Annotated in this window: 24 protein-coding genes; 13 read left to right on the top strand and 11 right to left on the bottom strand. The window is 54.3% G+C overall.

The window, feature by feature from the left end:
* The first annotated feature begins 18 nt into the window (after positions 1-18).
* The gene (locus tag ACSHSR_RS04530; RefSeq protein ID WP_479631302.1) at positions 19-588 is read left to right on the top strand and encodes an acyloxyacyl hydrolase; all 570 of its coding nucleotides are present in this window, start codon (positions 19-21) and stop codon (positions 586-588) included.
* A 13-nt stretch (positions 589-601) separates the two neighbouring features.
* On the opposite strand, the gene ACSHSR_RS04525 is transcribed toward ACSHSR_RS04530, so the two are convergent.
* Positions 602-859, bottom strand: a complete 258-nt coding sequence (locus ACSHSR_RS04525) for a putative hemolysin (protein ID WP_045283693.1) — start codon at positions 857-859, stop codon at positions 602-604.
* A 336-nt stretch (positions 860-1,195) separates the two neighbouring features.
* Between ACSHSR_RS04525 and ACSHSR_RS04520 the strand changes: the two genes are divergently transcribed.
* Together ACSHSR_RS04520 and ACSHSR_RS04515 are read left to right on the top strand one after the other, a co-directional pair.
* A complete protein-coding gene (locus ACSHSR_RS04520) occupies positions 1,196-2,731 on the top strand; it encodes an MFS transporter (RefSeq protein ID WP_117200356.1) in 1,536 nt (511 codons plus the stop codon).
* Positions 2,732-2,868: 137 nt separating this feature from the next.
* Positions 2,869-3,951: a methyl-accepting chemotaxis protein gene (locus tag ACSHSR_RS04515; protein WP_221060644.1), complete on the top strand. Its 1,083-nt coding sequence runs from the start codon at positions 2,869-2,871 to the stop codon at positions 3,949-3,951.
* 3 nt (positions 3,952-3,954) lie between these two features.
* On the opposite strand, the gene ACSHSR_RS04510 is transcribed toward ACSHSR_RS04515, so the two are convergent.
* Complete coding sequence (locus tag ACSHSR_RS04510) at positions 3,955-4,668, bottom strand: 16S rRNA pseudouridine(516) synthase (protein WP_479631301.1); 714 nt, start codon at positions 4,666-4,668, stop codon at positions 3,955-3,957.
* Complete coding sequence (locus ACSHSR_RS04505; protein ID WP_071238576.1) at positions 4,658-5,296, bottom strand: helix-turn-helix transcriptional regulator; 639 nt, start codon at positions 5,294-5,296, stop codon at positions 4,658-4,660. Before ACSHSR_RS04505 ends, ACSHSR_RS04510 begins: the two co-directional genes overlap by 11 nt.
* Before the next feature lie 139 nt (positions 5,297-5,435).
* On the opposite strand from ACSHSR_RS04505, the gene ACSHSR_RS04500 reads away from it, so the two are divergent.
* The 3 genes from ACSHSR_RS04500 (at position 5,436) to ACSHSR_RS04490 (ending at position 7,928) form a co-directional block, all read left to right on the top strand.
* On the top strand, positions 5,436-6,038 hold the full coding sequence (locus ACSHSR_RS04500; protein ID WP_479631300.1) for an NADPH-dependent FMN reductase: 603 nt from the start codon (positions 5,436-5,438) through the stop codon (positions 6,036-6,038).
* 317 nt (positions 6,039-6,355) lie between these two features.
* The gene (locus tag ACSHSR_RS04495; protein WP_479631299.1) at positions 6,356-6,775 is read left to right on the top strand and encodes a VOC family protein; all 420 of its coding nucleotides are present in this window, start codon (positions 6,356-6,358) and stop codon (positions 6,773-6,775) included.
* A 265-nt stretch (positions 6,776-7,040) separates the two neighbouring features.
* Positions 7,041-7,928: a universal stress protein gene (locus ACSHSR_RS04490; RefSeq protein WP_479631298.1), complete on the top strand. Its 888-nt coding sequence runs from the start codon at positions 7,041-7,043 to the stop codon at positions 7,926-7,928.
* A gap of 1 nt (position 7,929) precedes the next feature.
* Here the strand turns inward: ACSHSR_RS04490 and folM are convergent, their stop codons facing one another.
* Positions 7,930-8,637 carry a dihydromonapterin reductase gene (gene folM / locus ACSHSR_RS04485; RefSeq protein WP_208183103.1) on the bottom strand — a complete coding sequence of 236 codons (708 nt, stop codon included), beginning with the start codon at positions 8,635-8,637 and terminating at the stop codon, positions 7,930-7,932.
* Between the two features lie 276 nt (positions 8,638-8,913).
* Here folM and ACSHSR_RS04480 point away from each other — a divergent pair, with 276 nt between their 5' ends.
* Positions 8,914-9,381 (top strand): DUF4920 domain-containing protein, encoded by a 468-nt coding sequence (locus ACSHSR_RS04480; RefSeq protein WP_025009997.1) that lies wholly within the window; start codon positions 8,914-8,916, stop codon positions 9,379-9,381.
* Positions 9,371-9,931 (top strand): PepSY-associated TM helix domain-containing protein, encoded by a 561-nt coding sequence (locus ACSHSR_RS04475; RefSeq protein ID WP_109247547.1) that lies wholly within the window; start codon positions 9,371-9,373, stop codon positions 9,929-9,931. The genes ACSHSR_RS04480 and ACSHSR_RS04475 overlap by 11 nt, the downstream gene beginning before the upstream one ends.
* Before the next feature lie 82 nt (positions 9,932-10,013).
* On the opposite strand, the gene ACSHSR_RS04470 is transcribed toward ACSHSR_RS04475, so the two are convergent.
* The 5 genes from ACSHSR_RS04470 to ACSHSR_RS04450 form a co-directional block, all read right to left on the bottom strand.
* On the bottom strand, positions 10,014-12,017 hold the full coding sequence (locus ACSHSR_RS04470) for a TonB-dependent receptor plug domain-containing protein (protein ID WP_368880967.1): 2,004 nt from the start codon (positions 12,015-12,017) through the stop codon (positions 10,014-10,016).
* A 108-nt stretch (positions 12,018-12,125) separates the two neighbouring features.
* The gene (locus ACSHSR_RS04465) at positions 12,126-12,935 is read right to left on the bottom strand and encodes a class I SAM-dependent methyltransferase (protein WP_479631297.1); all 810 of its coding nucleotides are present in this window, start codon (positions 12,933-12,935) and stop codon (positions 12,126-12,128) included.
* Positions 12,936-12,974: 39 nt separating this feature from the next.
* Entirely contained in the window at positions 12,975-13,715 is a 741-nt protein-coding gene (locus ACSHSR_RS04460; RefSeq protein ID WP_037436757.1) for an ABC transporter ATP-binding protein, read from the bottom strand.
* On the bottom strand, positions 13,712-14,719 hold the full coding sequence (locus tag ACSHSR_RS04455) for a FecCD family ABC transporter permease (RefSeq protein ID WP_479631296.1): 1,008 nt from the start codon (positions 14,717-14,719) through the stop codon (positions 13,712-13,714). The genes ACSHSR_RS04460 and ACSHSR_RS04455 overlap by 4 nt, the downstream gene beginning before the upstream one ends.
* Positions 14,716-15,756: an ABC transporter substrate-binding protein gene (locus tag ACSHSR_RS04450; RefSeq protein ID WP_479631295.1), complete on the bottom strand. Its 1,041-nt coding sequence runs from the start codon at positions 15,754-15,756 to the stop codon at positions 14,716-14,718. Before ACSHSR_RS04450 ends, ACSHSR_RS04455 begins: the two co-directional genes overlap by 4 nt.
* Before the next feature lie 300 nt (positions 15,757-16,056).
* On the opposite strand from ACSHSR_RS04450, the gene ACSHSR_RS04445 reads away from it, so the two are divergent.
* Entirely contained in the window at positions 16,057-18,012 is a 1,956-nt protein-coding gene (locus ACSHSR_RS04445) for a methyl-accepting chemotaxis protein (protein ID WP_025886912.1), read from the top strand.
* A gap of 115 nt (positions 18,013-18,127) precedes the next feature.
* On the opposite strand, the gene ung is transcribed toward ACSHSR_RS04445, so the two are convergent.
* The gene (ung, locus tag ACSHSR_RS04440) at positions 18,128-18,796 is read right to left on the bottom strand and encodes a uracil-DNA glycosylase (RefSeq protein WP_025009991.1); all 669 of its coding nucleotides are present in this window, start codon (positions 18,794-18,796) and stop codon (positions 18,128-18,130) included.
* A 332-nt stretch (positions 18,797-19,128) separates the two neighbouring features.
* On the opposite strand from ung, the gene ACSHSR_RS04435 reads away from it, so the two are divergent.
* The gene (locus ACSHSR_RS04435; protein ID WP_028780219.1) at positions 19,129-19,455 is read left to right on the top strand and encodes a DUF3144 domain-containing protein; all 327 of its coding nucleotides are present in this window, start codon (positions 19,129-19,131) and stop codon (positions 19,453-19,455) included.
* A gap of 199 nt (positions 19,456-19,654) precedes the next feature.
* Positions 19,655-20,554 carry a LysR family transcriptional regulator gene (locus ACSHSR_RS04430; protein WP_028780220.1) on the top strand — a complete coding sequence of 300 codons (900 nt, stop codon included), beginning with the start codon at positions 19,655-19,657 and terminating at the stop codon, positions 20,552-20,554.
* Here ACSHSR_RS04430 and ACSHSR_RS04425 read toward each other — a convergent pair.
* Positions 20,543-21,160: a LysE family translocator gene (locus ACSHSR_RS04425; RefSeq protein ID WP_054744580.1), complete on the bottom strand. Its 618-nt coding sequence runs from the start codon at positions 21,158-21,160 to the stop codon at positions 20,543-20,545. The two genes, ACSHSR_RS04430 and ACSHSR_RS04425, sit on opposite strands and share 12 nt — an antisense overlap.
* Positions 21,161-21,358: 198 nt before the next feature.
* On the opposite strand from ACSHSR_RS04425, the gene ACSHSR_RS04420 reads away from it, so the two are divergent.
* Together ACSHSR_RS04420 and ACSHSR_RS04415 are read left to right on the top strand one after the other, a co-directional pair.
* Positions 21,359-21,901, top strand: a complete 543-nt coding sequence (locus ACSHSR_RS04420) for a thioredoxin family protein (protein ID WP_037436755.1) — start codon at positions 21,359-21,361, stop codon at positions 21,899-21,901.
* Between the two features lie 51 nt (positions 21,902-21,952).
* Positions 21,953-23,407, top strand: coding sequence for a sigma-54 interaction domain-containing protein (locus tag ACSHSR_RS04415; RefSeq protein WP_181317261.1), 1,455 nt, complete (start codon positions 21,953-21,955; stop codon positions 23,405-23,407).
* The last annotated feature ends 93 nt before the right edge of the window (positions 23,408-23,500 follow it).

The raw sequence follows: 23,500 nt of genomic DNA, 5'->3' as shown, positions 1-23,500 counted from the left end.
TCGAGAGGCAGAAACGAGATGAAACACTCACAGAGACTATTTCCCCTGCTGACACTCATGCTCAGCTTGATATTGCCGGGCTGTTTATTGCCGGGAGATGCCAACGCCGCCGAACAGGGCGTGGCAATCAACTATATCCATGGCGAAGGCCAGGCCAACGGTATCAAACTGGCTTATCAGCTGTATCTGGATACCCTGAAACCTATCAGTGAAGATTTGGAACTGACCCTGGAAGCCAGTATCAACTTTTGGGAATACGGCGAGGATAACCAGCATGATGTCAATCATGTGCTGGCCATGTCACCCATATTGAGATACCCGCTGATGAGGGGGCAATGGCTGGACTTTTATCTGGAGGCCGGGATCGGATTTGCCCTCTTGGATGACAGCCAATTTGCCGGTAAGGATGTCGGCTCACACTATCAGTTTGAAGACAGATTGGGCTTTGCCTTCAAATTTGGCCGTCAGCGCAAACAGACTGTCTCCATCACCTACCTGCATTATTCCAATGCCGGCCTCAGCAAGCCCAACCCAGGGCTCGACTTTGTCAACCTGGCCTACAGCTACCGCTTCTACCCCCCCTTTTAGGGAGTCGGGCCAATCAATTTACCGGATGATTGGCCCGAAAATAGGTCCACTCTTCCACAATGCTGCCATCCGGCAGGTGACAATAGCCTACAGTGCCCTTTTGTTCCTGAACCAGCTCCAGCTTACCGCCGGATTCGACACAAAATACCGATGCCGGATTAGGGCTTCCCACAGTATCTTTCAGACTCTCGGACTCGGTTTTTGCCGCCTCTTCAGAGCAGCCCGCCAACAACAACAGAGTGCCCACAGTCATTACCGTTAATACTCGCATCTTGGCTCCTTACTCAGTCCCTTGGGCGCGCTCAATTGCCGCCGCAGACTTTCCAGTTTCAGCTCAAACAAACTCCAAGCTACAAGGAGATAGCAAGGTCTGCAAGCGAATGAGTCACTTATCCAAGTTAATGATTTGAAAGTTATGAATATTGTTAAAAGTAAGCAGCAATTTTTGCCAAGCAGATCGTGATTTTTCCAATTTGATCAGGCTTGTTTTTTGGTGTTTGACAGTAAAGCGGGTAAAGTGTCGCGGTTATCACCTTTTTTGATACAAGGCATTAGCCTGCAATTGATAAAAGACCTACAAACATAACAATACAGACAAGGGAAGAGTATGAGCGACTCCAACTCCTGTGCGGGCAATGACCTGCGCGAAGTCAAGCAACTGGGGATGTGGGCTTCCATCGCCAGTTTAAGCTATATCTTCTGGCTGGTCGGCGGCATGGAACTGGTTGAACGTATCGCCTACTACGGCGTTAAGGCCAGTGCCGGACTCTATGCCAAGGCGCCGGCTTCCGAAGGCGGCCTGGGTATCAGCCTCAGCGATTACGGTATCATTATTTCAGTCTGGGCCTTACTGCAGACCTTTGTGCCGGTATTTACCGGCGGGATCTCAGATAGGGTCGGCTACAAAGAGACCATCTTTGCCTCAACCGTTATCAAGATCTGTGGCTACCTCTGTATGGCCTTCTTCCCCAGCTTCTGGGGCTTTTTGTTCGGCGCCATGTTGCTGGCGGCCGGTACCGGCATCTTCAAGCCCGGCATCCAGGGAACGCTGGTGCTGTCCACCAACCGTAACAACACCTCCATGGCCTGGGGTATCTTCTATCAGGTGGTGAATATCGGTGGCTTCCTTGGCCCCTTGGTGGCAGTGCATATGCGGCAGCTGTCCTGGGACAATGTGTTCTACGCCTGCGCCGCCATTATCTCGCTCAACTTCCTGTTCCTGCTGACGTACAAAGAGCCGGGTAAAGAGCAACGCCTGGAACGGCAACGTAAGATCAAGTCCGGCGAACTCAAGCAGGAAATGCTTTGGAAAGATGCCTGGAGCGAGCTGAAAAAGCCGGTAGTCATTTACTATATGCTGGTGTTCTCCGGCTTCTGGTTCCTGTTCAACTCCCTGTTTGACGTGCTGCCTATTCATATCGCCGAATGGGTCGATACCAGCGTGATTGTCACCAGCCTGTTTGGCCCTGAAGGCACCAGTAATGGCATACTGCAATTCTGGCTCGGGTTGAACAACGAAGGCACCAAGGTCATGCCGGAAGGCATGCTCAACCTCAACGCGGGTCTGATTATGACCAGCTGCTTCCTGATAGCCGCCCTGACCGCCAAGTACCGCATCACCAGCGCCATGCTGGCCGGCTGTCTGCTGTCTATATTTGCCTTTGTGTTGATCGGTGCCACCCATGCGGCCTGGTTTATCGTGTTGGCAATCGCCATGTTCTCTCTCGGCGAAATGATGATAAGCCCAAAGAAGAACGAGTTTATGGGCAATATCGCCCCCGAAGGCAAGAAGGCCATGTACCTCGGCTTTGTAATGCTGCCACAGGGCATAGGCTGGGGGCTGGAAGGCTATTTCGGCCCCAAACTCTATGAAATCTTTGCCTCCAAAGAGATCTTCTCCCGTGAGATGCTGCTGGATAAGGGTATGTCACAGAACGACGTGGCCGCCATTCCGCAGGGGGAAGCCTTTCATAAACTGGTTGAGTTCACCGGCCAAAGTGGCCGCGAGCTGACCGAGATCCTCTACCAGAGCCACAACATAGGCATGGCCTGGTACATCATAGGCGCCATAGGCACCATTTCCGCCGTCGGCATCTATATCTACGGTAAGTGGCTGCTGAGAATGCAGCAGGCCCAAGCCTGATTTAATACGCCACCTCAGGGTGGCGTTTTTATATATTGATTGTAAATGAGAGCTTGATCCCGCCAAGGGAACGGGCCAAAGTCTATGCTTAAAATAGCCACAAATAGAATGCAACTATTTGTATCCAAGGAAGTTTTATGCTTTTTAACCATCGTCTTCACCGGCAGATAGATTCATTGAAACAACGGCTCGAGAAACAGGGCCAGCAGCACCAGGCGACACTGGAGCAATTGCAGTTGCAACTGGGGCAGCTCAAACAGGAAAGGGACCAGGCTCTGGCGCAAAACCGCGACTTCGCCGCCATGCTGGCCTGCCAGAACCAGGGCGGACTCATGTTGCAATCGGTACGCGAGGCCATGGCCGAAGACGCCGGACGTCTGCTTGAGGAGCAAGGTAAGCTGGAGCAACTCAACGCCCTGTTCGAGCAAACCCGCAGCGCCGTTGCCAGGCTGGGAGAGCGAGCCCATCTGCTCAGTTCACAGTCACAGCATAGTCTGGGGACAGTGGCGCAGTTGGATACCAGTACCCAAAGCATCAGCCAGTTTGTCAGTGCCATTCAGGGCATTTCGGCACAGACCAACCTATTGGCGCTCAATGCCGCCATCGAAGCCGCCCGCGCCGGAGAGGCTGGTCGCGGCTTTGCCGTGGTGGCCGATGAAGTCCGGCAGTTGGCGGCCAAGGCCAGTGACGCCAGCCAACAGATAGAGCAGTTGGTGCAACAGATCATCACTCAGTCGGAAAACATACGAACCCTGACAGATGACAACCAAGGCTGCGCCGATGAAGTGGCCAGCTCGGCGGTACAGATAGACACTGTGGTCACTCAGGTGTTGGCGCAATCGGCGCAGATGCAGCAGGTGATCAGCCATGCCGCGACTGTGTCTTTCCTCAACACCACCAAGCTGGATCATGCGGTATGGAAGCAGAATATCTATGAACTGCTGCAAAACCAGTGTTTTGATCAGCCGGTAAACAGCCACCATGACTGCCGTTTGGGTAAGTGGTACTACGAAGGACAAGGCGCCAGCCTCTATAGCTCACTCCCGGGGTTCCGCGAGTTGGAAGCGCCGCATGCATTGGTGCACGAGAGTGGCCGCCTGGCGCTGGAACACGCCGCAGCCGGCGACACCACAGAGCAGGTAATGGCGCTGCAACGGATGGAAGATGCCAGTATGCAGGTGGTGCAGGCCATAGATAGCATTATCGCCGCAGTTCAGTAGCCGTCAGTAAGCGACCGACTCCACCTCTTCCTGGGTCAACTCTCTGGCTTCGCCCTCGGCCAGAGAGTCATCCAGCACTATCTGAGCTATCTGGCTGCGATGCAGCGCCAGTACAGGGTTACGAAAGCGGCCGAACATGCGTTTTATCTGGTGATATTTGCCTTCCGTGAGTATCACCTCGGCCTCATGGCTTGCCAGAATTTTCAGCTCGGCCGGCGCTGTGATGACGTTTTCAAACTCAAAGAAAAATCCGCCCCTGAAAGCCTCGATATAAGTGTCATCCAGCGGATTGGCCAGACGCACCCGATAACGCTTGGCTTTACTCGATGAAGGCAGGGTCAACGCCTGGGTCCAGCGGCTGTCATTACTGAGCAGCACCAGCCCGGTACTCTGCTTATCCAGGCGGCCGGCGATATGCAGCCCCGGCACCAATGCCGCCGGGGGCAGGCAGTCGAGCACGGTTTTATGCTCGGGATCTTGGGTGGCGCTCACTACTCCGGCAGGCTTGTTCAGCATCCAGTAGACAGGGTTTTGCCGCTGCAGCCATTGCTCATCGAGACGAATATGACTGAACTCATGGATAAGTCTGTCTGCGGCAAACACCTGCTCGTCATCGAGCCAAACCCGGCCATCGGCAAGCAATTGCCTGGCCTGTTTGCGGGGAATATTCAGCTTCCCGGCGAGAAACCTGTCCAGTCGCCCCCTCTTACTGCGCATCGTTTAAGGCGCCTTTAGCTTCAATCCGATAAGCACAGCGACGTGAACCATCCAGGATATGTTCACGTCGACTGACTTCCACCTCAGGCCCCAGCAACTGCCGGAACAATGCCAGCTCAGAGCGACAAAAGTTCTGGCAACTCGTGGCCGCAGCGCAAATGGGGCAATGATTTTCCAGCAGCCAAAAGCCGGTACAGTCCGCTTCAATCTGCGCCATATAGCCTTCACGGCTTCGGATCTCTGCCAGGCATTCCAACTTATCGGCCAGGGAAGCTGCAGTGGCCATCTGGCTCGAATAGCTCTCGAGGCTCTGCTGCTCCCTGTGACTGATGAGTTTATCCAAGCCCTCGTCACCAAAGACCTGACGCACTGAAGTTATCAGTTGCAGGCTCAGCTCATCGTGACGGTCGGCAAACAGCGAGCGACTCTGCTCGGTCAGCGTCCAATAACGCGCAGGTCTGCCACGGCCTTCGGCCCTGTCTTCGGTCCGCACCAGCCCCTCGGCTTCAAGGGCTTGCAGATGTTGACGTACCCCCATACTGGTCAGCCCCAGCTCTGCGGCCAGGCTCTGAGCCGTCTGGGCTCCGTTCAACTTAAGAATGTCGACTATCTTGTCTGTGGTCTTCATGGCACCTCCAGCGCTGATTATGCCCGGATCAGGACGCCGCATCCAGATTAAATAAACTTTTTTGTTTATTTTATCTTTACATTATTAAGTAAAGCACATACCTTATAAAATAATAAATAAACAAAAAGGTTTACTTAACATGAAATACCTAGTCGTCAGCGCCAGCCAACGTTTCCAATCCCAGAGTGCCAAGGTCGCAGAATTCATCACCCGGGAAATAAAGACCAAGCAACTCGCAGAGGCGGAACATTTGGAGCTCTGCGGTTTCAATCTTCCCTTCTGGGATGGTGAGCAGCAAAACAAGGGAGCCGACTGGCAACGGATAGAAGCCAAGGTGACAGCAGCCGATGCTCTGGTGCTTATCACTCCGGAATGGGGCGGCATGGCGACACCTTTGCTGAAGAACTTTCTGCTGATGTGTGACAGCCAACATACGGCCCATAAGCCTGTGCTGCTGGTTGCAGTTGTCTCAGGCATAAGCGGCGCCTATCCCATCAGTGAATTGAGAATGAACGCCATGAAAAACAACAAACTGGTGGCCGTTCCGGATCATTTGATCGTCCGCGATGTCGAGAAAATGCTCAACCCCGAATGCGACAGCATCCGCGATGCCAGATTAAGAGAAAGGATAGGTTATAGCCTGCATATGTTGGCCCAGTATTCAGCAGCACTGGCACAGATACGTTTTGCCCACAGGGACGCCCCCTTTCCCAAACAACAGGAATATTGCTACGGCATGTAAACAAAGGCCCAAACAGGCGTAAAAGGGACAAATATCAATGGAAGGTGCGAACAAGTCCCATGTGTGCTCTGCGTCGGCTTACAGGCCTGGATGCAAGGCGTGGTTCGCAGCAAATGGCCCTAGTCCTTTGCAAGAAGCACAACACCGCAGACAGGCCCGTAAGCCACGCCCTTCGGGGCTTTCACAGCAACCGGCTCTCTGCGTTATCCGACTTCGACAGGCCCCGGCATGCCTTCAGTCAGATGCCTTGAATGCCAATTGCTGTGCAAGCCAGAGTGCCACGAGGACTTATTCGCACCTTCCCAAGGAGAACGCAAATGATACAACTGGAACATCTGAACCTGGTGGTCGCAGACCTCCCCAAGACCCTGGATTTTTACCGCGCCGCCTTTCCTCACTGGCAGATCCGCTGCCAAGGAGAAGGAAGCTGGTATGGCAAGCCACGAAAATGGCTCCACTTCGGTGATGACTATCAATACCTGGCTTTCAGCGATAACGGTGAAGGCAATAACCGCGACTTGAGCGGTCATCAACCCGGGCTGGCCCACTTCGCCTTTGTCACTGCAGACATAGACGGGGTGATCAAGCGCCTGCAGGACGCAGGCTATAGCATAGATAAAGACGGTGCCGACGAGCCCTGGCGCCGCAATGTGTACTTTATAGACCCGGCCGGGTTTGAAGTGGAGTTTGTCCAGTACCTGAGCGACCAGCCAAAGCAGCGCAATCGCCCTAGCTAAGAGCAGTCATAAATAACCTTACAGGCTCCCTCGCCTTCGCTTACTGGGTGGGGGAGCCGCCTTGATTCACTTCTTGGCAAACAGACTGTACAACCAGCCCAGGGTGACGGCACCTTGCCGTAAGACCGAATTCAAAGTAGACCGGCATAAAGACCCAAAAGCCGCTATTGACGGGCATTTCAAGAGCAAAAGGATCTGATGGCGTGGCGCGGTATGGCTAGACTTATACGAAGCCAATATTAGACTTGGCCTCGAGGATAGAGTCATGAGTGTATTTACACGCTTGCTGGCCGTTTCGGACGACAGTAACAGAGGAAAACTGGCCCTGAGAAAAGCGGTGCAACTGGCCAATGCCAGCCATGCCGAGTTCACACTGCTCAGAGTCAAAACCCCTAAATATCATGGTATTGGTCAGTGGCTACAACAAAAAGTGCATCCACAGCCCTTGGTTTCCCATCTAAGGGAAAAGCGTCCACATTACCCATCGAGGGAACTGAACCTTTGCTTGAAGCAGTGTCAGGCCAAGGATCTGCCAACCGCCATTCTCACCGAGCTAAAACAGGCGCATTACGATCTGCTGTTGGTAGAACATCACAGCTACTCAGCCCTGCAGTGTGAATTGGGTCATACAGATGACTGGCAACTGCTGCAACGGGTGTCCCTGCCGGTGATGTTTGTCAGCGACTCTCCCTGGGAGCAACAAGGGTCGTTACTGGCGGCTTTGGAGCTGGATGAAGACACGGAAGATCATTCCCATTTCAATCACAGGTTGCTGCAACAGGCCTTTGATTTTGCCGGTTTGCTGCAACAAAGGCTGCATCTGCTCAACTGCTATCAGGAAGCGGACATCAGTATGGCCTTCGATAACCAGCAACCCGGCTGTCGCTCTCAGAAAGACAATCAGTGGCAAAAACTGCGGCAGGTCGCCAGACCTTTGGCCTTGAGTGACGAGCAGTTGCATCTGGCCAGCGGCATGCCGGATCATGTGGTACCGGAGGCCGCCAACAAATGGCACAGCAACATAGTCATCATGGGCGCGGCAGAGCACAGAGGGTTGCTGAGCGAACTCAACGGCCACGCCTCTGAGCAGATGCTCAATCAACTACAGTGCGACGTGCTGGCCTTAAAGCCCAGTTGCCCCTTGCTGCATTGAATCACTTCAGCGGCCGCCCACCATCGAGTGACAGAGTGCGGCCCGTCATGTAGCGGCTGGTCATCAGATACTTCACGGCGGCCAGCATCTCCTGCTCGCCGCCCTCTTTGGGCAATAATGCCTTGGCAAGCGCCTTTTGCCGGTAGGCGCGATCATCCTGCTCATTGAACAGCATCAGTGCCGGCGCTATGCCGTTGACCTTGACGCCCGGCGCCAGCTTGGCGGCAAATGACAGGGTCAAATTATCCAGCGCCGCCTTACTGGCAGCATAGGCTATGTGCTTCTTACTGCCCTTCTGCGCCACATAGTCGCTGATATGAATGATATCCCGGCTGCCTATCTCATCAGTTTCCAGTAGCGGCGCCAGTGCCAGATTCAACTGATAGGGCACGGAGGCGTGGATCTGCATCATGCTGTCAAAAACCTCTGCGGCATCTGTGTCAGGCTGCTCCGGCATCCAATCCGAGGCGTTGTGAATGATTGCCCGCAGAGACTCATGCTTGCTTTTTACATCGGCAATAAAGGCTTTGATCTCGCTATTTCGCAAGAGATCCACTCGATGCAACTCGGCGCCCGCGGCCTTGAGCTCGTCGATGGCGGCGTAATGGCTGCGATAAGTGCCGATGAGTGGATAGCCCTGAGCCATCAAGTCCCTGGCCATTGCCAGTCCCAGACGCTTTCCGACGCCGGTGATCAAAATAGGCTGCATGTATTTTCCTTCCATTTGTCCGTCGCGCTATTGTTTCACGTTCGGCCGCACTCTGGCCAGTCTCGCCATCCGGGGACCAACAGCTGAGTATCACCTCTTGGAAACCCTATTGAAAATAGACAGATAATCTTGATTAATCGGCAAAATGCCGACCAGCTCGCATATTGGGATTTCAATGCCCTGAATACTTGAATATCGCTTCAGGCTTCAATAATATCGCAACATTAAATAATAACCATTCTCAATAAATTATATTTAACTACAAAGGTTACTCCCATGCGTATCAATCAGTTAATCCTGTTGGCAGCCCTGTTTACCCCTCTGGCCTTTAGTGCCGACAGCAAGTTCGGCGAACCGGTCGATCTGAATATCTTCGTGCCCATTTCCACATTGATGGCATCGCCGAATGACTATGTGGGTAAGGAGCTCACGGTAGAAGGCACCATAGTCTCAGTGTGCAGCAAGCGGGGCTGCTGGATGGAACTGGCAACCGACGACAGCTTTGATCGATTGAGAGTCAAGGTTCGCGATGGCGAGATGGTCTTTCCCGTCAGTGCCCGTGGGCAAAAAGCCTATGCTACCGGAGCGTTAGAGGCAATTGAGCTGGATCTCGAACAGACCCGCGCTTATCTCGGGCATCAGGCCCAGCAACACAACAAGCCCTTCGATCCTGAGTCCGTAACTCAAGCAGTGACTTTCTATCAGTTGCATCCATACGGAGTCGAAATCCGTGATGCTGAGTAACAAGCTGCGCAAAAGGATCCGTTTATTGCACAGAGACATAGGGTATCTGTGCATAGGCATGACTCTGGTGTATGCCATTTCGGGGATTGCCGTCAATCACATCAATGACTGGAACCCCAACTACCAGATAACCCAGAGTGAGAGCCGTGTCGAAGGGTTGAATCCTTCACTGGGTAACAATGACATTCAAAGCCTGTTAAGCCGCCACTTTTCGCTGCAGGATAATATCCGCAGCGGTTATCGTGCCAGCGTCAATGAGTACCAAGTCTTTCTCAAAGATGGCAGCCAACTGAGCGCTAACCTGGTATCCGGCACAGTCTCGGCCGAGATGGTAAACAGCAGGCCATTACTGCAGGCACTCAACTATCTGCATCTTAACCATGCCCGTGACGCCTGGACCTGGATTGCCGACATCTATGCCGCCATGCTGCTATTTTTGGCGCTATCGGCGCTGGTGATGTTGCGTAGTGGCAACCTGCTCAAGAGCCGCAAGACCTGGCTGACACTCACAGGCGTCCTGCTGCCTTTGCTGTTCATTCTGCTGCGCTAACGCACTCTGAGCACAAACGCTATCAGATAACAAAGAACCCGGTCATGGCCGGGTTCTTCTGTTTTCTGCCTCCTTGAAAGGCTTAGTGACCGAAACGGTATTCCACCCCCAGCCAATAGTTACGTCCCTCCTCGGGGAAGCCCTCACTATAGGCGTAGTTGCGGTCAAACAGATTGTTGACCGAGGCATTAACACTCAGCCCCTGCCAGATGCGGTAGTCGAAGCGAATGCCGGTCACTCCGAAACCACTGGCGACCTGATTGCCATTTGAATTGCTGAGGCTGTCGCTGCGAGCTTCCTGACTCAGAATGATGTCCAGCTCCTCCAGCGGAGTCAGCTTAACCCAGGCAAAGAGTTGATGATCCGGCAGGCCGGTAACATCGAGCTGCTCATCCTCAACATCGGCGTGAATATAGCTGTAGCTCAGGCCAACACTGGCCCAATCGCTGAGATCGCCATAAATCCCCAGATCCAGCCCGCTGTAATCTACCCTGCCGCTGTTGCGGTTTTGGATAAGTGTCGGGGTGATGTTATGGGTCAAAATCGCATCGGACACCCGGTTATAGTAGACACTGCTGTCCAACTGCCAGTTAGTCGCCAATGTCGCCTGATAACTGAGCTCCAGGTTGGTCGCTCGCTCAGGCTCCAGATGCGGGTTGACTATGGCGGTTTGGCCATAGGCGGGCCTGAAAGTGGTGTAGCGTTCTTTCAGCGTCGGAAAGCGGCTACGCTGGGATAAAGACAGTTGCAGTGTATCCAGGTTTTCCAAGTCATAGCGGGCCATCACTTGCCAGTTGAAGGCGTGCTGCGAGTTGTCTTCATAGCGGGTCAGGCTGCCATCCTTTTCATGCTTGTAGCCTTCAAGGCTCTTGCGGGAGTCGTAGCTGATGCCCCCTACCAGATCCAGGTTATCTCTCAGTGCCCATTGATACTCCACTGCCGCCGATAGGGTTCTATCCTTGTACTTGTCAAACTCCCCGTCAGGCTCCCCTTGCTCCTTGTGCAGGTCTTCCTTCCAGTGAGCGGCAAACGACAAGATGTCGTCTTTGCGCATATCGATACTGAGCTGCAGGCCGGCACCATTGCTGGCATCGTCATAATGACTGTAGGGGCCTTTTTGTTGCTGCAGGTTTTCCAGGCTCTTGTATATCCTCAGGGTGTTTTCAAATTCATCGCGATAGAGGCGACTGTGCAGCACAACCCCAGGGCTGAACTCTGTATAGCCGCTGTAGTAAAAGCTCTGTTTGTCGTACTGCGGCCATTGCCAATAGGTAGGGCGAATATCGGCTTCAGTGCCGGCATAGGGCGGACTGTTCTTTTCCCCTTCCTGACGGATATAGGTAAAGATGTACTCGTCTGTTTCATTGGGAGTCAGACCAAATTTGGCAGTACCGCGGCTATCGCTGTATGCCGAGTTGGCGCGTTTGCCGTCGCTGCCGGCGATCGGGTTGTCGTTGTCGTGGGACAGGCCGACAAAGTCTTTGTCCAACTTGTTGCCGCTCAATTGGATAAAGCCCCAATCATTGCTGCCAGCCAGACTGGCATCCAGGCTATAACCGTTGTCCTCTCCGCGGGCCCAGCCTTGGGAGGCGCTCAGTTGTGCTTCAAAGCTCTTCTTGGGTCTGCGGGTCGTCAGGTTGATGGCACCGCCCATCATGTTCGGCCCCTGCAGCAAAGAGGCATACCCCTTGGAGACTTCCACCGAGGCCAGATCCGACGCCAGAAAACGCCCCAAGTCCAGATTGCCGTCATAAGGGATGTAAATCGGGATCCCATCAAAAAACAGCGGCACCTGCTTACTGTCAAAACCCCGAACCTTAACCTGAACCTCGTTACGACGACCGGATTTTTGCAGGCTGACCCCGGGAATAATATTCAGCGCCTCGGCCACGTTTTGCTTGTTCAGCATCTTGATGGTGTCTTGATTGACGCTGTCCTGATTGGCGGCAACCGGGCTGCCCCAGACACTGATCCTTTCTATTTTGGTTTCGTTTTTACTCTCAGACTCAGCCACGCTGCCATCGGCAAGCGCCAGCGGAGAAGCCAGCATCAGCGGCAGAATAGAGTAATAGTGCTTTGGTTTCATACTACAGACCTTCAACATTCAATCGATGTATAATTTTTTATATATCGATTATTAAAAAAATACCCGGAGCTCGATGCGAGTCCGGGCAATAACTAATCAGACTCTGACTCAGGCCTGGGGTATCACATCCCAATAAACCATGGCCCAACTGCGATCGCCGGTTCGCAGAGGTTTGCCCTGTTGCTTATGACTCTGGTAATACTCCTGCAACCGCAGTTTTTCGGCGTCATCCAGAGGCCCCAGCGACCAGGCAACGTTGTCTTCAAACTGGGCGTAACTCTCGGCCTGGTTCATGCAACCACTGGACTCGATGAAGTCCACCTTGGGCTTAATGCCCATCTGCTGCAAAATATTCACCGCATACAGATAGTTCGGCAGAGTCACTAGCTTACGGCCTATGGCTTGAATAATGGCGGGATCGATAAAGGTTGAGCTGACGGTATGAGTGGTATAAACCCGCTTGCGAGCCTGGCGATTGAGCTTTTCCAGGGCACTCTTGAGGCAGCCCACCAGAGTCGAGCGCGACGCCACTGCGATATCACACACGGGGATGTCGCTCCAATCATCTTCCCAGGCTCTTTGGATAAGAGTGACATTACTCAAGTCTTCCGCATCGGCGCGGCGCCTGGCCACTTCCAACATGCCGCTGCTGTAATCCAGGCCATAGACGGCACGCATCTTGTCGGCCAGCCCCAGACACACAGAGCCAGGGCCACAACCCATATCCAAAAGCGTGTCGCAATCACTCAAATCCATCAGCTTAAAAAAGCCCTCCAAGTAACTGTCCTTGGGTCTGGCGCAGTTTTCGGCCATCTTCTCGGCCCGTTTATCCCAATGTTCGGCACTCTTGTGGGTGCGTTCCGCCCTTTGCAGGTGCTCGCGGTACATGGCGGCAAAGTCCAGCTCTTCTATTATCATGAAATCACCTTGCTTAAGATTTAACCCTCAGCCGGCACCTTAAAGGTGCTCGGCAATCGCAGACTCACTGACGCCATAGAGCTGCGCCAGTCCCGATACCTGTAACTGCCCGGCCACTGCGCCTTGTCTCAGGCCATGACCGGGTTCCACCAGCGCCACACTGTCAGCCAACAGCTCGGCATGACGCGGATGGTGAGTCGACATCAATACTGCGATTCCCTGCTGTTTGAGTCGTTTAACCTGAGCCAGCAACTTGATTTGATTACCGAAATCCAGGCTGGCGGCCGGTTCATCCATCACCAGCAATCTTGGAGATTGCAGCAAGGCCCTGGCAATCAACACCAACTGGCGCTCGCCGCCGCTTATCTGATCCATGGCACAATCGGCCAGGTGAGCTATATCCAGTTGTTTCAAGACCGCCAGCGCCCGCTTCTGCTCATTCGCGCCGGGCACGGCAAACAGTCCCAGCCGCGACTGGCAGCCCATGAGCACCATTTCCAACACCCGAAAGGAAAAACGGCTCAACTGTGCCTGTGGCACATAGGCCATCTGTTGTGCCAGCTCGCGCTGCGACCATTGATGAATTTGCCTGCCGGCTATCTTTATCTCACCGGCAAGCGGCACCAGCAAGCCAAGCAATGTTTTCAATAAGCTGGTCTTGCCGCTGCCATTACAGCCAAGCAAACAGACGATTTCAGCTTCCGGTAAGCAAAGCTCTACATTAGCCAACAAAGGCTTACCGGCATAGCCCACTGTGACACCTTGCATGCTGGCTATCATTGACCCCGGCCTCCCCCCCTCAGCAGCAAAAACATAAAGAAGGGCGCGCCTATGCAGGCGGTCAAAATCCCCAGCGGCAGCTCAATCGGCGCCAGAGTGCGGGCCAGGGTGTCGGTCAGCAGCAACATAAAGGCGCCCAGCAGCATGGACATGGGCAACAGCCTTCTGAAATCGGCGCCCACCAGCATACGAGCGATATGCGGCACCACCAGCCCGAGCCAACCTATAATGCCGGCGATGGATACCGCCGCCGCAGTCAGCAGTGTGGCCGCCAGAATAAATATCAGCCGGGTTTTTGCTATGTTGAGCCCGAGGCTGCTGGCCTCATCGTCGGCCAGGCTTAACAGATTCATACGCCAGCGCAGCAGCATTAACGGCACCAATCCCATTATCATGGGCAGCAGGCTGGACTTGAGATCTTCCAGAGTGATATCCGACAACCCGCCCATCAGCCAGAAAGTAATGGAAGGCAGCTGACTGTAGGGATCGGCCAACAATTTCATCAATGAAATACCGGCGCCGCACAAGGCGCCAATAGCTATGCCAACCAGAACCAAAGACAACACAGGATCGCCCTGACGACTGAGCCGCGCCAGCAGACATACCAGAGCCACCACCAGCAAACCACCGAGAAAGGCAAACAGCTGGATGTTGTAAACCGATAAGTCCAGATAAATGCCCAATACGGCGCCCAGACCGGCGCCGGCAGAAACGCCCAGAATATCAGGTGATACCAGAGGGTTACGGAACATTCCCTGATAAGCTGCGCCGCTGGCGGCCAAACCGGCTCCTATCATAAGCGCCGCCAAAATTCTGGGCAGCCGCAAATGCCAAAAGACACTGATGCTCTTGCTGTCCAGGGCGGCCACATCGCCACCGATGGCATGCCAAAGCGCCTGCCCCTGCTGCACCAGACTGAGAGGATACTGGCCACTGGCTGCGGCAAAACAGAGAATGCTGAGACAAATTCCGGTCGCCAGTGGGTATTTGATTCTGTCGTTCATTCGGGGCGCAGCAGATTGGCCGCCTGCTCCTCGCTAAGCTCACTGTGGTAAAAATCGCGGTAGAAATCCTTCACCAATGCTTGCTTGGCCAGCTCATCAGCGCCGGACAACAGCAACCTAAGGTAACTCATGCCCAGCAGCCGGTTTATTCCCGGCGGCGAGTCAATCCAACCAAAGGGCTTGTTCGGCAACCAATAGACCCGCTTGTTGCGTACAGCCGCCAGCGTGCCCCAGACAGGATCTTGGCGAATATGGCGGATAAAGGCGGGATCCTGGCTGATGATTAGCTCAGGCTCCCAGGCCATCAATTGCTCCAAAGAAACTTTGGCCAAACCGCGATAGTCACCGGCCTTGGCGACATTCTTAAGCCCAAGCTGTTCTATGGCTTCGGTGTGAATGGAACCTGTGACCCCGGTTTCAAGACCCGTCGCACCGCGGCCGAAATAAAAAGAGATGGGCTCTTCCTGGCTAAGGCCAAACTCTCTGGCATCACTGAGTATTTCGGCCGTGCGCTTTGCAAGAAAATCTGCCCGCTCGTTAGCTCCCAGTACCTGCCCCAGTTTTCTCAATTGCGCCGGGGTGTCTGTGAGTGAACCATCGAGCAGCAGAAACGGCACGCCGCTGATGCGTTCCACCTTTTGCGCCATAGATAAGTAGTTTTGGCTGAGGTTGCCATAGTCGACGACAAGATCCGCATCCAGAGTCATCAGCTTTTCCAGCGAAAGACTGGCATTGCGGCCCACCAAACGGCCCAGTCTCGGCTTTTGCCACAGGCTTGGAGCAAAGCCATGCTGTTGTAACAAGGCCGGCTTGAGGTGGGCATAACCGAGCAGCTTTTCCGGACTCAAGGCCAACAACAGCAGGTCCGCCGGCCCTCCGGCACTGACCACCCGCTTGATATCTGCAGCCGGCGGCAGCGCCAATTGTCCGTTTGGATTCGGCTCAGTCCCATAGGCCGGCACAGGATTGGCCAGCGCAGGGAAACAAACCAACAACCCAAGACTCAAGCCGGCCTTGATAACAATCCTTCTATCCAATCTTGTTTTTCCTCGCCGCCAATCGTTATATACAAAATTATATAACGCTAAAAATTACCTTTCTCCACCCACTTTGGCAATGGATGGAGATCACAATTAAAAGATTTGCAACAGCAATTGCTTAAAGGCGATCAGCGACTGGCAGGATAGCGTTACTCCCAAGGCGAAAATTTACACAATAAATTTTTGGCCGCTTGCTCACTCCTGTTCTAAATTTTAAGCAGCCAAAAACTTTTGTGCTGTGTCACATCGAATGGAATTGGATGCTGTTCTCTCAGCCGTTTGACAGGGAGTCAACCTATGCGCTTTACCACCAAAATCAAGCTTATCAGTCTGCTTATCGTGCTGGTTCCTTTAGTGCTGGCAACGGCATTGGTCAGTTGGCTCGCCAAAGATGAGCTCTATAATCAGGCCGAAGAAAGGCTGCTGGCCGTCAGAGAGATCAAAGAGCGCCAGCTCGATGCCATGTTTGCCAACTTCGGCAACAATCTGGATGCAATCGCGGCCGTGATCCAAAACAGTGAATCACTCAACAGTCTCAGCCAATCCCGCCCCATGCTGGAAGCCCTCAACAAAGAGTTGGGCTTCTACGATATTTTCATCATCGAAGACTCAGGCTTGGTGAAAGACACTGTGACCCATGAAGCCGACTGGGGCAGTAACCTGCGAACCGGGCCTTATGCAGATTCAGGTCTCGGCCGCCTGTTCAGAAGCGCTATCAACAGCAACGGCGCAACTGTGATGGCCGATTTCAGCCCTTATGCCCCCTCGGGCAATGAAGCGGCAGCCTTTATCGGCAAGAGCATTCAATATCAAGGCCGCCCCTTGGTGGTTGCCGCCCAGCTCTCCATCGACAGGATCAATGGGGTGATGCAAATTCGCGAGGGTATGGGCCAAAGCGGTGAAACTTATCTGGTGGGCGCCGACAAGCGCATGCGCTCCGACTCGTTTCTCGACCCGGTCAATCGCACAGTCAAAGCCTCTTTTGCCGGTACAGTCAGGCAAAATGGCATAGATACCCAAGCGGTGGAACAAGCGCTCAAGGGGCAAAGCGGTGTCATGCAGCTCAAGGATTACAAAGGCAATCCAGTGGTTTCATCCTATGCTCCCATAGATGCCTTCGGGGTTCGTTGGGCGCTCTTGGCTGAAATCGATCAGGCCGAAGTCGCAGCACCGGCGCTGCATATGGTTTATGTCGGTGCCATGGTGTGCCTCGGCGCTATAGTGCTGGCACTGCTGGCAGCCAAGCTGGTCAGCAACTTTGTACTGCGCCCCTTGGGAGGCGAGCCTGCCGACATGTGTCAGCTCACCTCAGTGATAGCATCCGGCGATCTCACCAGCACGCTGCAAGTAGCACAGAGCGACAGCCATCTAATGAGCTGGTTGGCCAGAATGCAGAGCAAGCTCAGGGAGATCATCGCCCAGCTCATAGGTATGGGACAGGAGCTGGAATCGGCAGCAGAGCAAAATTCAGCCGCCATCACCCAGGCCGATTGCAGCATTCAACTTCAGGCCAAGGAAACCGACATGCTGGCAACTGCGGTGGAAGAGATGAGCTATGCCGCCGCCGAAGTGGGCCAGAATACTGCCCACGCGGCCGATGAAGTGAACGCCTGTCAGGTCGCCAGCGAAACCTTGAGGCAAAACCTGGATCATACCCGCGCCAGTTTGGAAGTCACCCTCAACAACTTTGCCGAGATCCACAAAGAGGTTAACTCGTTGGAACAGGACAGCCAGAAAATAGGCACTGTGCTTGAAGTGATAGACAGCATTGCCGAACAGACCAATCTGCTGGCGCTCAATGCTGCCATTGAGGCGGCCCGAGCCGGCGAACACGGTCGCGGTTTTGCCGTGGTTGCCGACGAGGTACGTCAGTTGGCGGTCAAGGTGCAGGAAGCCACCCAGGATATAGGCAATGTACTGCAAGGGATCCAGCGCCAATCCGGTTCTTTGGTCAGCCACAGTCAAACCTGCAGCGATGAAGCCGCCTCTACCGCCGAGAAAGCCGAAGGCATGCGTGAAGCGGTCGATGATATCAGTAACCGGCTGCAGACACTCAAGTCCTTGATGAGCCAAACGGCTACGGCAGCCGAGGAACAAACGACGGTATCGGCAACCCTGGCCAAAGGGATTTCCGGCCTCAGTGCCGCGGCCGAGGAAAACAGCACCGCCATCAGCCAAGTGGCCATAAGCACCCGCAGCTTGCTGGGACTGGCGAATCAGCTTGGTGTCACCACAGCTCAGTTCAAGGTCTAAGGCAATTCAATCCACAGTATCGAGCAGCAACCCAGGTTTCTGCTTGATACTGTGAAATAGCCGCTATCTCTCTAGCTAAGGAAAATGCGAAGAAAGTGCGAAATAAGCCCCTTCTCTACACCTGCCAATCTATTTCGGCTTGCTGCCACTGTTTCAACTGCTGATTGATGGCCGAGAAATGGCCGCAGCCAAAGAAGCCACGATAGGCTGACAGAGGCGAAGGATGTGGGCCGCTTAAGATCTTGTGCTGCGGCGCCTTGATAAGCTTGCCTTTCTTAATGGCATGGCTGCCCCAGAGGACAAAAATAATCGGCTCTTCACGCTGATCCAGCAGTTGCAGCGCCCTGTCGGTGAAGGTTTCCCAGCCCGCCTTGGCATGGGAGTGCGCCTTGCCCTGCTCTACCGTCAGCACAGTGTTGAGCATCAAGACTCCTTGCTTGGCCCAGCTCAGCAGATTGCCATGATCCGGGATTGAGAATCCTGGGATGTCGGTCGCCAGTTCCTTATACATATTGACCAGCGAAGGTGGCGTCTTCACCCCGGGTTTAACCGAGAAACACAGGCCATGAGCCTGACCTGGGCCATGGTAAGGGTCCTGACCTATAAGTACCACTCTCACCTTGTCCAGTGGTGTCAGCTCAAAGGCGCTGAATACCTCGTCCTCAGGAGGAAAGATAGCCTTGCCGGCGGCGCGCTCCGCGGCAACAAACTCACTGAGTTGCTGGAAGTAAGGGGCCTGTTGTTCAGCGGCGATAAATGCCTGCCAGTCAGTGGGGAGCGCCATGGTGATAATCCTCTGTGTAAAAGAGGCCATAGCTTAAGAGTGCCGACTGCGGGATACAAGCGCCGAGTGTTGGCTCTGTGGCCTGGATTCAAAGGAACCTGAGTCGATTTTACAAGCCAACCTATTGAGGAGTAAGCCAAGATAACCCACGGACACAGTATTGAGTGACAGCAACTGCAGCCACTGTTGAAGCGACTTTTTGCCCAAATGCCAGGATCTTGGCAAGCAGGCACGGGGATTCAGATCCCAATCGCCAATATTTTTCCTTGGCACAGCGCCTTTTTAGGTTAGAATCGGCCCTCAATCTTTGGCTTAGCAAGAGCGAATATAGTATGTCAGACGACAACAACCAAACCACCATATTCCAGTTAGCAGATCAGTTTATCGCCCTCGCCAATGAGCTGACCCAGCAAGAAGGCGACGTAGGTAAAGTCGGCACCGCCCTGAGATTTGCCGCCGCCCGCTTCAATGCTTTTGAAGCCGCTATCAAGTCTGCCGATCTGGGCGCCGAAAAAGCCAATGCTCTTGAGTGGTTTACCGCCGAATATCGCGACATGCTGGATGACAACCTGGAAGATCACATTGCCAACCCTCCAGTGGTCAACAGCGAAGACGCTGCCGAACCGGCAGGCAACGCCGTGCAGCAATTCAAGATCTGAGTTTCCTGACAACTGCGGGGGCCTGTGTCCCCGCACTATTACACCATTTCGGCTTTCCCTTCTCGGTCCCGTCAGCGCATCACCGTCTCTGCCCTTTCCTTTCTCCCGCGACACTTTCAAAATTTATTTGAATATCTGTTGATTACAGGCGTAAATAACAGCTGGGGTAACAGCAGGGAACAACTACCGGGAAGCGCATATGATACGAGCATTGCAGGACTTGAAAATATTCAGCGAAACCGCCAGACAGGGCAGCCTGTCGCGGGTGGCACAACTGCTTGATCTGACTCCGGCCGCTACCAGCGCAGCCATCAAGCGCCTCGAGGCCCAACTCAACACTGTACTCTTTGTTCGCTCTACCCGCAGCCTGCGTCTGACACAGGAAGGTGAAATCTTTCTGCAGCACTGCAATGAAGCCCTGAATATTCTCGACGATGGTTTTCAGGCGATTCAACAAGGGCAGAGCCTGCTCAAGGGCAAGTTGCAGTTGTCATTGCCATCGGATCTCGGTCGCAACCGTTTGCTGCCGATATTGGATGAATTTATGGAACGCCACCCTCAGGTGAGTATCAGGGTGCAGATAAGCGATCGCCTGACGGATATCTACCGCCAACCCGTCGACATAGTGATCCGCTACGGGCTGCCGGCCGACTCGGCGCTTATCGCCCTGCCGCTTTGCCGTCAAAATGACAGGGTGTTGTGCGCCTCTCCCGACTATATTGCCAGGTTCGGTGCGCCGGGCAGCCCGGAGGAACTGGCAAAGCACAACTGCCTGTGCTTTATGCTGGCCGATGCGACTCACAGCAGGTGGCATTTTCAGTCACAGTCGGGCCAAATCACAGTGCAGGTCAAAGGCGATAGAGTCGCCGATGATGGCGAGTTGGTGCGGCGCTGGGCCGTGGCAGGCAAAGGCATAGCCTACAAGTCGCGGCTCGATATCAGTGAAGAGTTGAGAAACGGTCAACTGCTGCAACTCTGCCCCGAGTGGCGCGGCGAAGAAGCGCCACTCAATATGCTCTGCGCCGACAGACGTCAGCTCAGTCCTTTGGTTATTGCCCTTAGAGAACATCTCGAGCAGGCATTGCAATCACAGCAGTGAATAGATCACCCGCCCGGCCAACAGGATAAGCACCAGGCCACTGAGGCGGTCAATCAACTGTGCCTTTTCTCTCAACTTGGGCAACACTTTGGGTTGAGACAACAGGAAGGCTATCAGAGTGTACCAGAGTCCATCCACCAGCATGGGGGTCAAGACTATGATGCCTCGTCCCAGTAGACTGTCTGCGGCGGCGACAAACTGGCTGAACAAGGCCAGGAAAAACAGCAAAATTTTGGGGTTAAACAACGAAATAGCAATACCGTCGCGGGCAGCTGTCAACATGCTCGTCGGCTTGCCGGCACTGAGTTTTTGCTGCATTCCACCCTTGGATTGCAGCGCCTGAACGCCTAGCCAGGCGAGATAGAGCGCCCCCAATATGGCGATGCCGTTAAACAGCAAAGGGGTGTGTTTCAGCACCACAGCCAACCCCAGCAGAGTGATAAAGGCGTAAACACCTATCCCCAAAGAATGCGCCCAGGCGCAGGTAATGCCCCGACTGCGCCCGCCTCCCAAGGTGTGACGCACCACCATGGCCAGGCTAGGCCCAGGAGACATGGCCCCCAGACACGAGATAGCCACCAATCCCAACCAATCACTCCAATTCATTGTTCCCCCTCAATGAAACACACCATTTTGCCCCGTCTTGTGCGAACAATTAGCCACGAATAACAGACGCCATCCACAACAGGTTGGTCAATATACTCTATGATGCCAGCGCTTTCGAGCCGCCAATTTTCAATTAGTTTTAAGGCTTGCTGACTATACTGAGCGCCCATATAGCTCCCTAACCCCATTGAGGCCCGGATGATACTTACTCTCAGCATACTGGCTCTACTCAGCCTGATAGCGGTGATTGTGCTGCTGTTAATCAAAAAGCGTCGCGGCGCCAAGATCCCCATGGCGGTGATCCTGGTACTGGGGGGAATGGCTTTTTGTGTCGCCGCCGTGGTCAGTTTTGTGTATCGAGGTGAAGATTACGAGGCTTACCGGGAACTGCGCTGGCGGCCCCTAGACAGTCAATCAATCCCGGCCTTGGTGGCCGAAGGCAAGACTGTCTTTGTCGATGTAACGGCCGATTGGTGCCTTGTGTGTCAGGCCAACAAGGCCAATGTGCTCCATAGGGAGCAGATAGTCAGGGCGCTGGCCGAGCCCAATATAGTGCTGATGCGCGGCGACCTCAGCACGCCCAATCCGGCTGTGGAAAGTTACCTGAGATCCCAAGGCGTTGTGGGAACCCCCTACAACCGCGTCCATGGCCCGGCTGTCCCCGAGGGGATCATGATGCCCAGTGTCCTGACGGTCAACGATCTGCTCAAGGTACTGGCTCATGTTCAAGCCAGCCAGTAAGGCACGATATATCGTGCATCTGTACTGACAAGCCCTGTAAGCGGCTCTATACTGGCGCAGTCATCAGTGCCGAAGGAGCCGCCCTTGTCTGACTCAAACAGCTTTTTGCCCGAAAACCGCCTCTTGCTCAATGCCGTCAGTGAAGGCATTTATGGTTTTGATCTTAAAGGTAATGCCGTCTTTATCAACCCGGCCGCCGAGAAGATGACCGGCTGGAGCGCCGCCGAGCTATTGGGGCGCAAGATCCACGACTTTCACCATCACAGCCACGCCGATGGCAGTGTCTACCCCCACGAAGATTGCCCAATCTATCAGACGCTTAAAGATGGTAAAGCCAGAGAAATCACCACAGAGGTCTTCTGGCGCAAGGACGGCAGCTGCTTTCCCGTACACTATAGTTCTACCCCTGTGTGGCAGGACGGTAAGCTCAAGGGTGTAGTAGCGATATTTCGCGACATTAGTCTGCAAAAGCAAACCGAGTTGTCGCTGCGTCAGGCGCTGGAACAGGTGCAGGCGCTGTCGGAACAGCTGGCCTCGGAAAACTCCTGGCTGCAGGCCGAGCTGGAAGACAAGACGGGCACCCAGGAGATTGCCGGTAACAGCCCGATGATCCAAACCCTGCTCAAACAGTTGCGCCTGGTGGCTAATACCGACAGTACCGTGTTGATCCAGGGGGAAAATGGCACAGGCAAGGAGCTGGTCGCCCGCCAGTTGCACCGGCTCAGCAGCCGCAAAGACAAGCCGATGATCTCGGTCAACTGCGCCGCCTTCTCTGCCGGACTCTTGGAGAGCGAACTATTCGGCCATGAGAAAGGCGCCTTTACCGGTGCCAGTCAGCGGCGCAAGGGACGCTTCGAACTGGCCCATAGAGGCACCCTGTTCCTCGATGAAGTGGCCGAACTCAGCCTCGAGGCCCAGTCCAAGCTGCTGCGGGTCATTCAGGAGCAGGAGTTTGAACGCGTCGGCGGCAGCGACAGTATCAAGGTGGATATTCGACTGATCGCCGCCACTCATCACGATCTGCAGCAGCGGGTGGAGCAAGGGCTGTTCCGGATGGATCTCTTCTACCGACTCAATGTCTTTCCGCTCAAGGTCCCGGCACTGAGACAGCGGCGGGAAGATATCCCTGAGCTGGTGCAACAGCTGCTCAAGAGCCTATCATTGAAACTGGGTAAACCACTGGCGGGTGTTGATGGCGATAGTCTGCGGCGGATGATGCAGTATCAATGGCCGGGGAATGTGCGTGAATTGCAAAACCTGCTGGAACGGGAAGCCATTCTTGCCCGTGAGCCAATACTGCATCTCGCTCCCTTGCCCAGTGATACGCCGCTGCCAGCCGTGGGTCAGACCCTGGCCGAAGTGGAAGCGGCCCATATCAAGGCGACACTGGACGCCTGCCAATGGCGAATATCCGGTCCAAGGGGCGCGGCCAGCAGTCTTGGGTTGCCCCCCAGCACCTTGAGATCCCGGATGCAAAAGCTGGGGATCCGCCGCCAGGGCAGTTGAAGCCGAGGCTGAAAACCAAAAACCACAAAAGTCACGATATATCGCCAACTCACGCTATGTCGTGAGTTAATCCCCCTGTACCCAAACAAACAT

The sequence above is a fragment of the Shewanella sp. VK101 genome (assembly GCF_056497865.1).
This window is presented reverse-complemented; position numbering and strand designations above follow the sequence as displayed.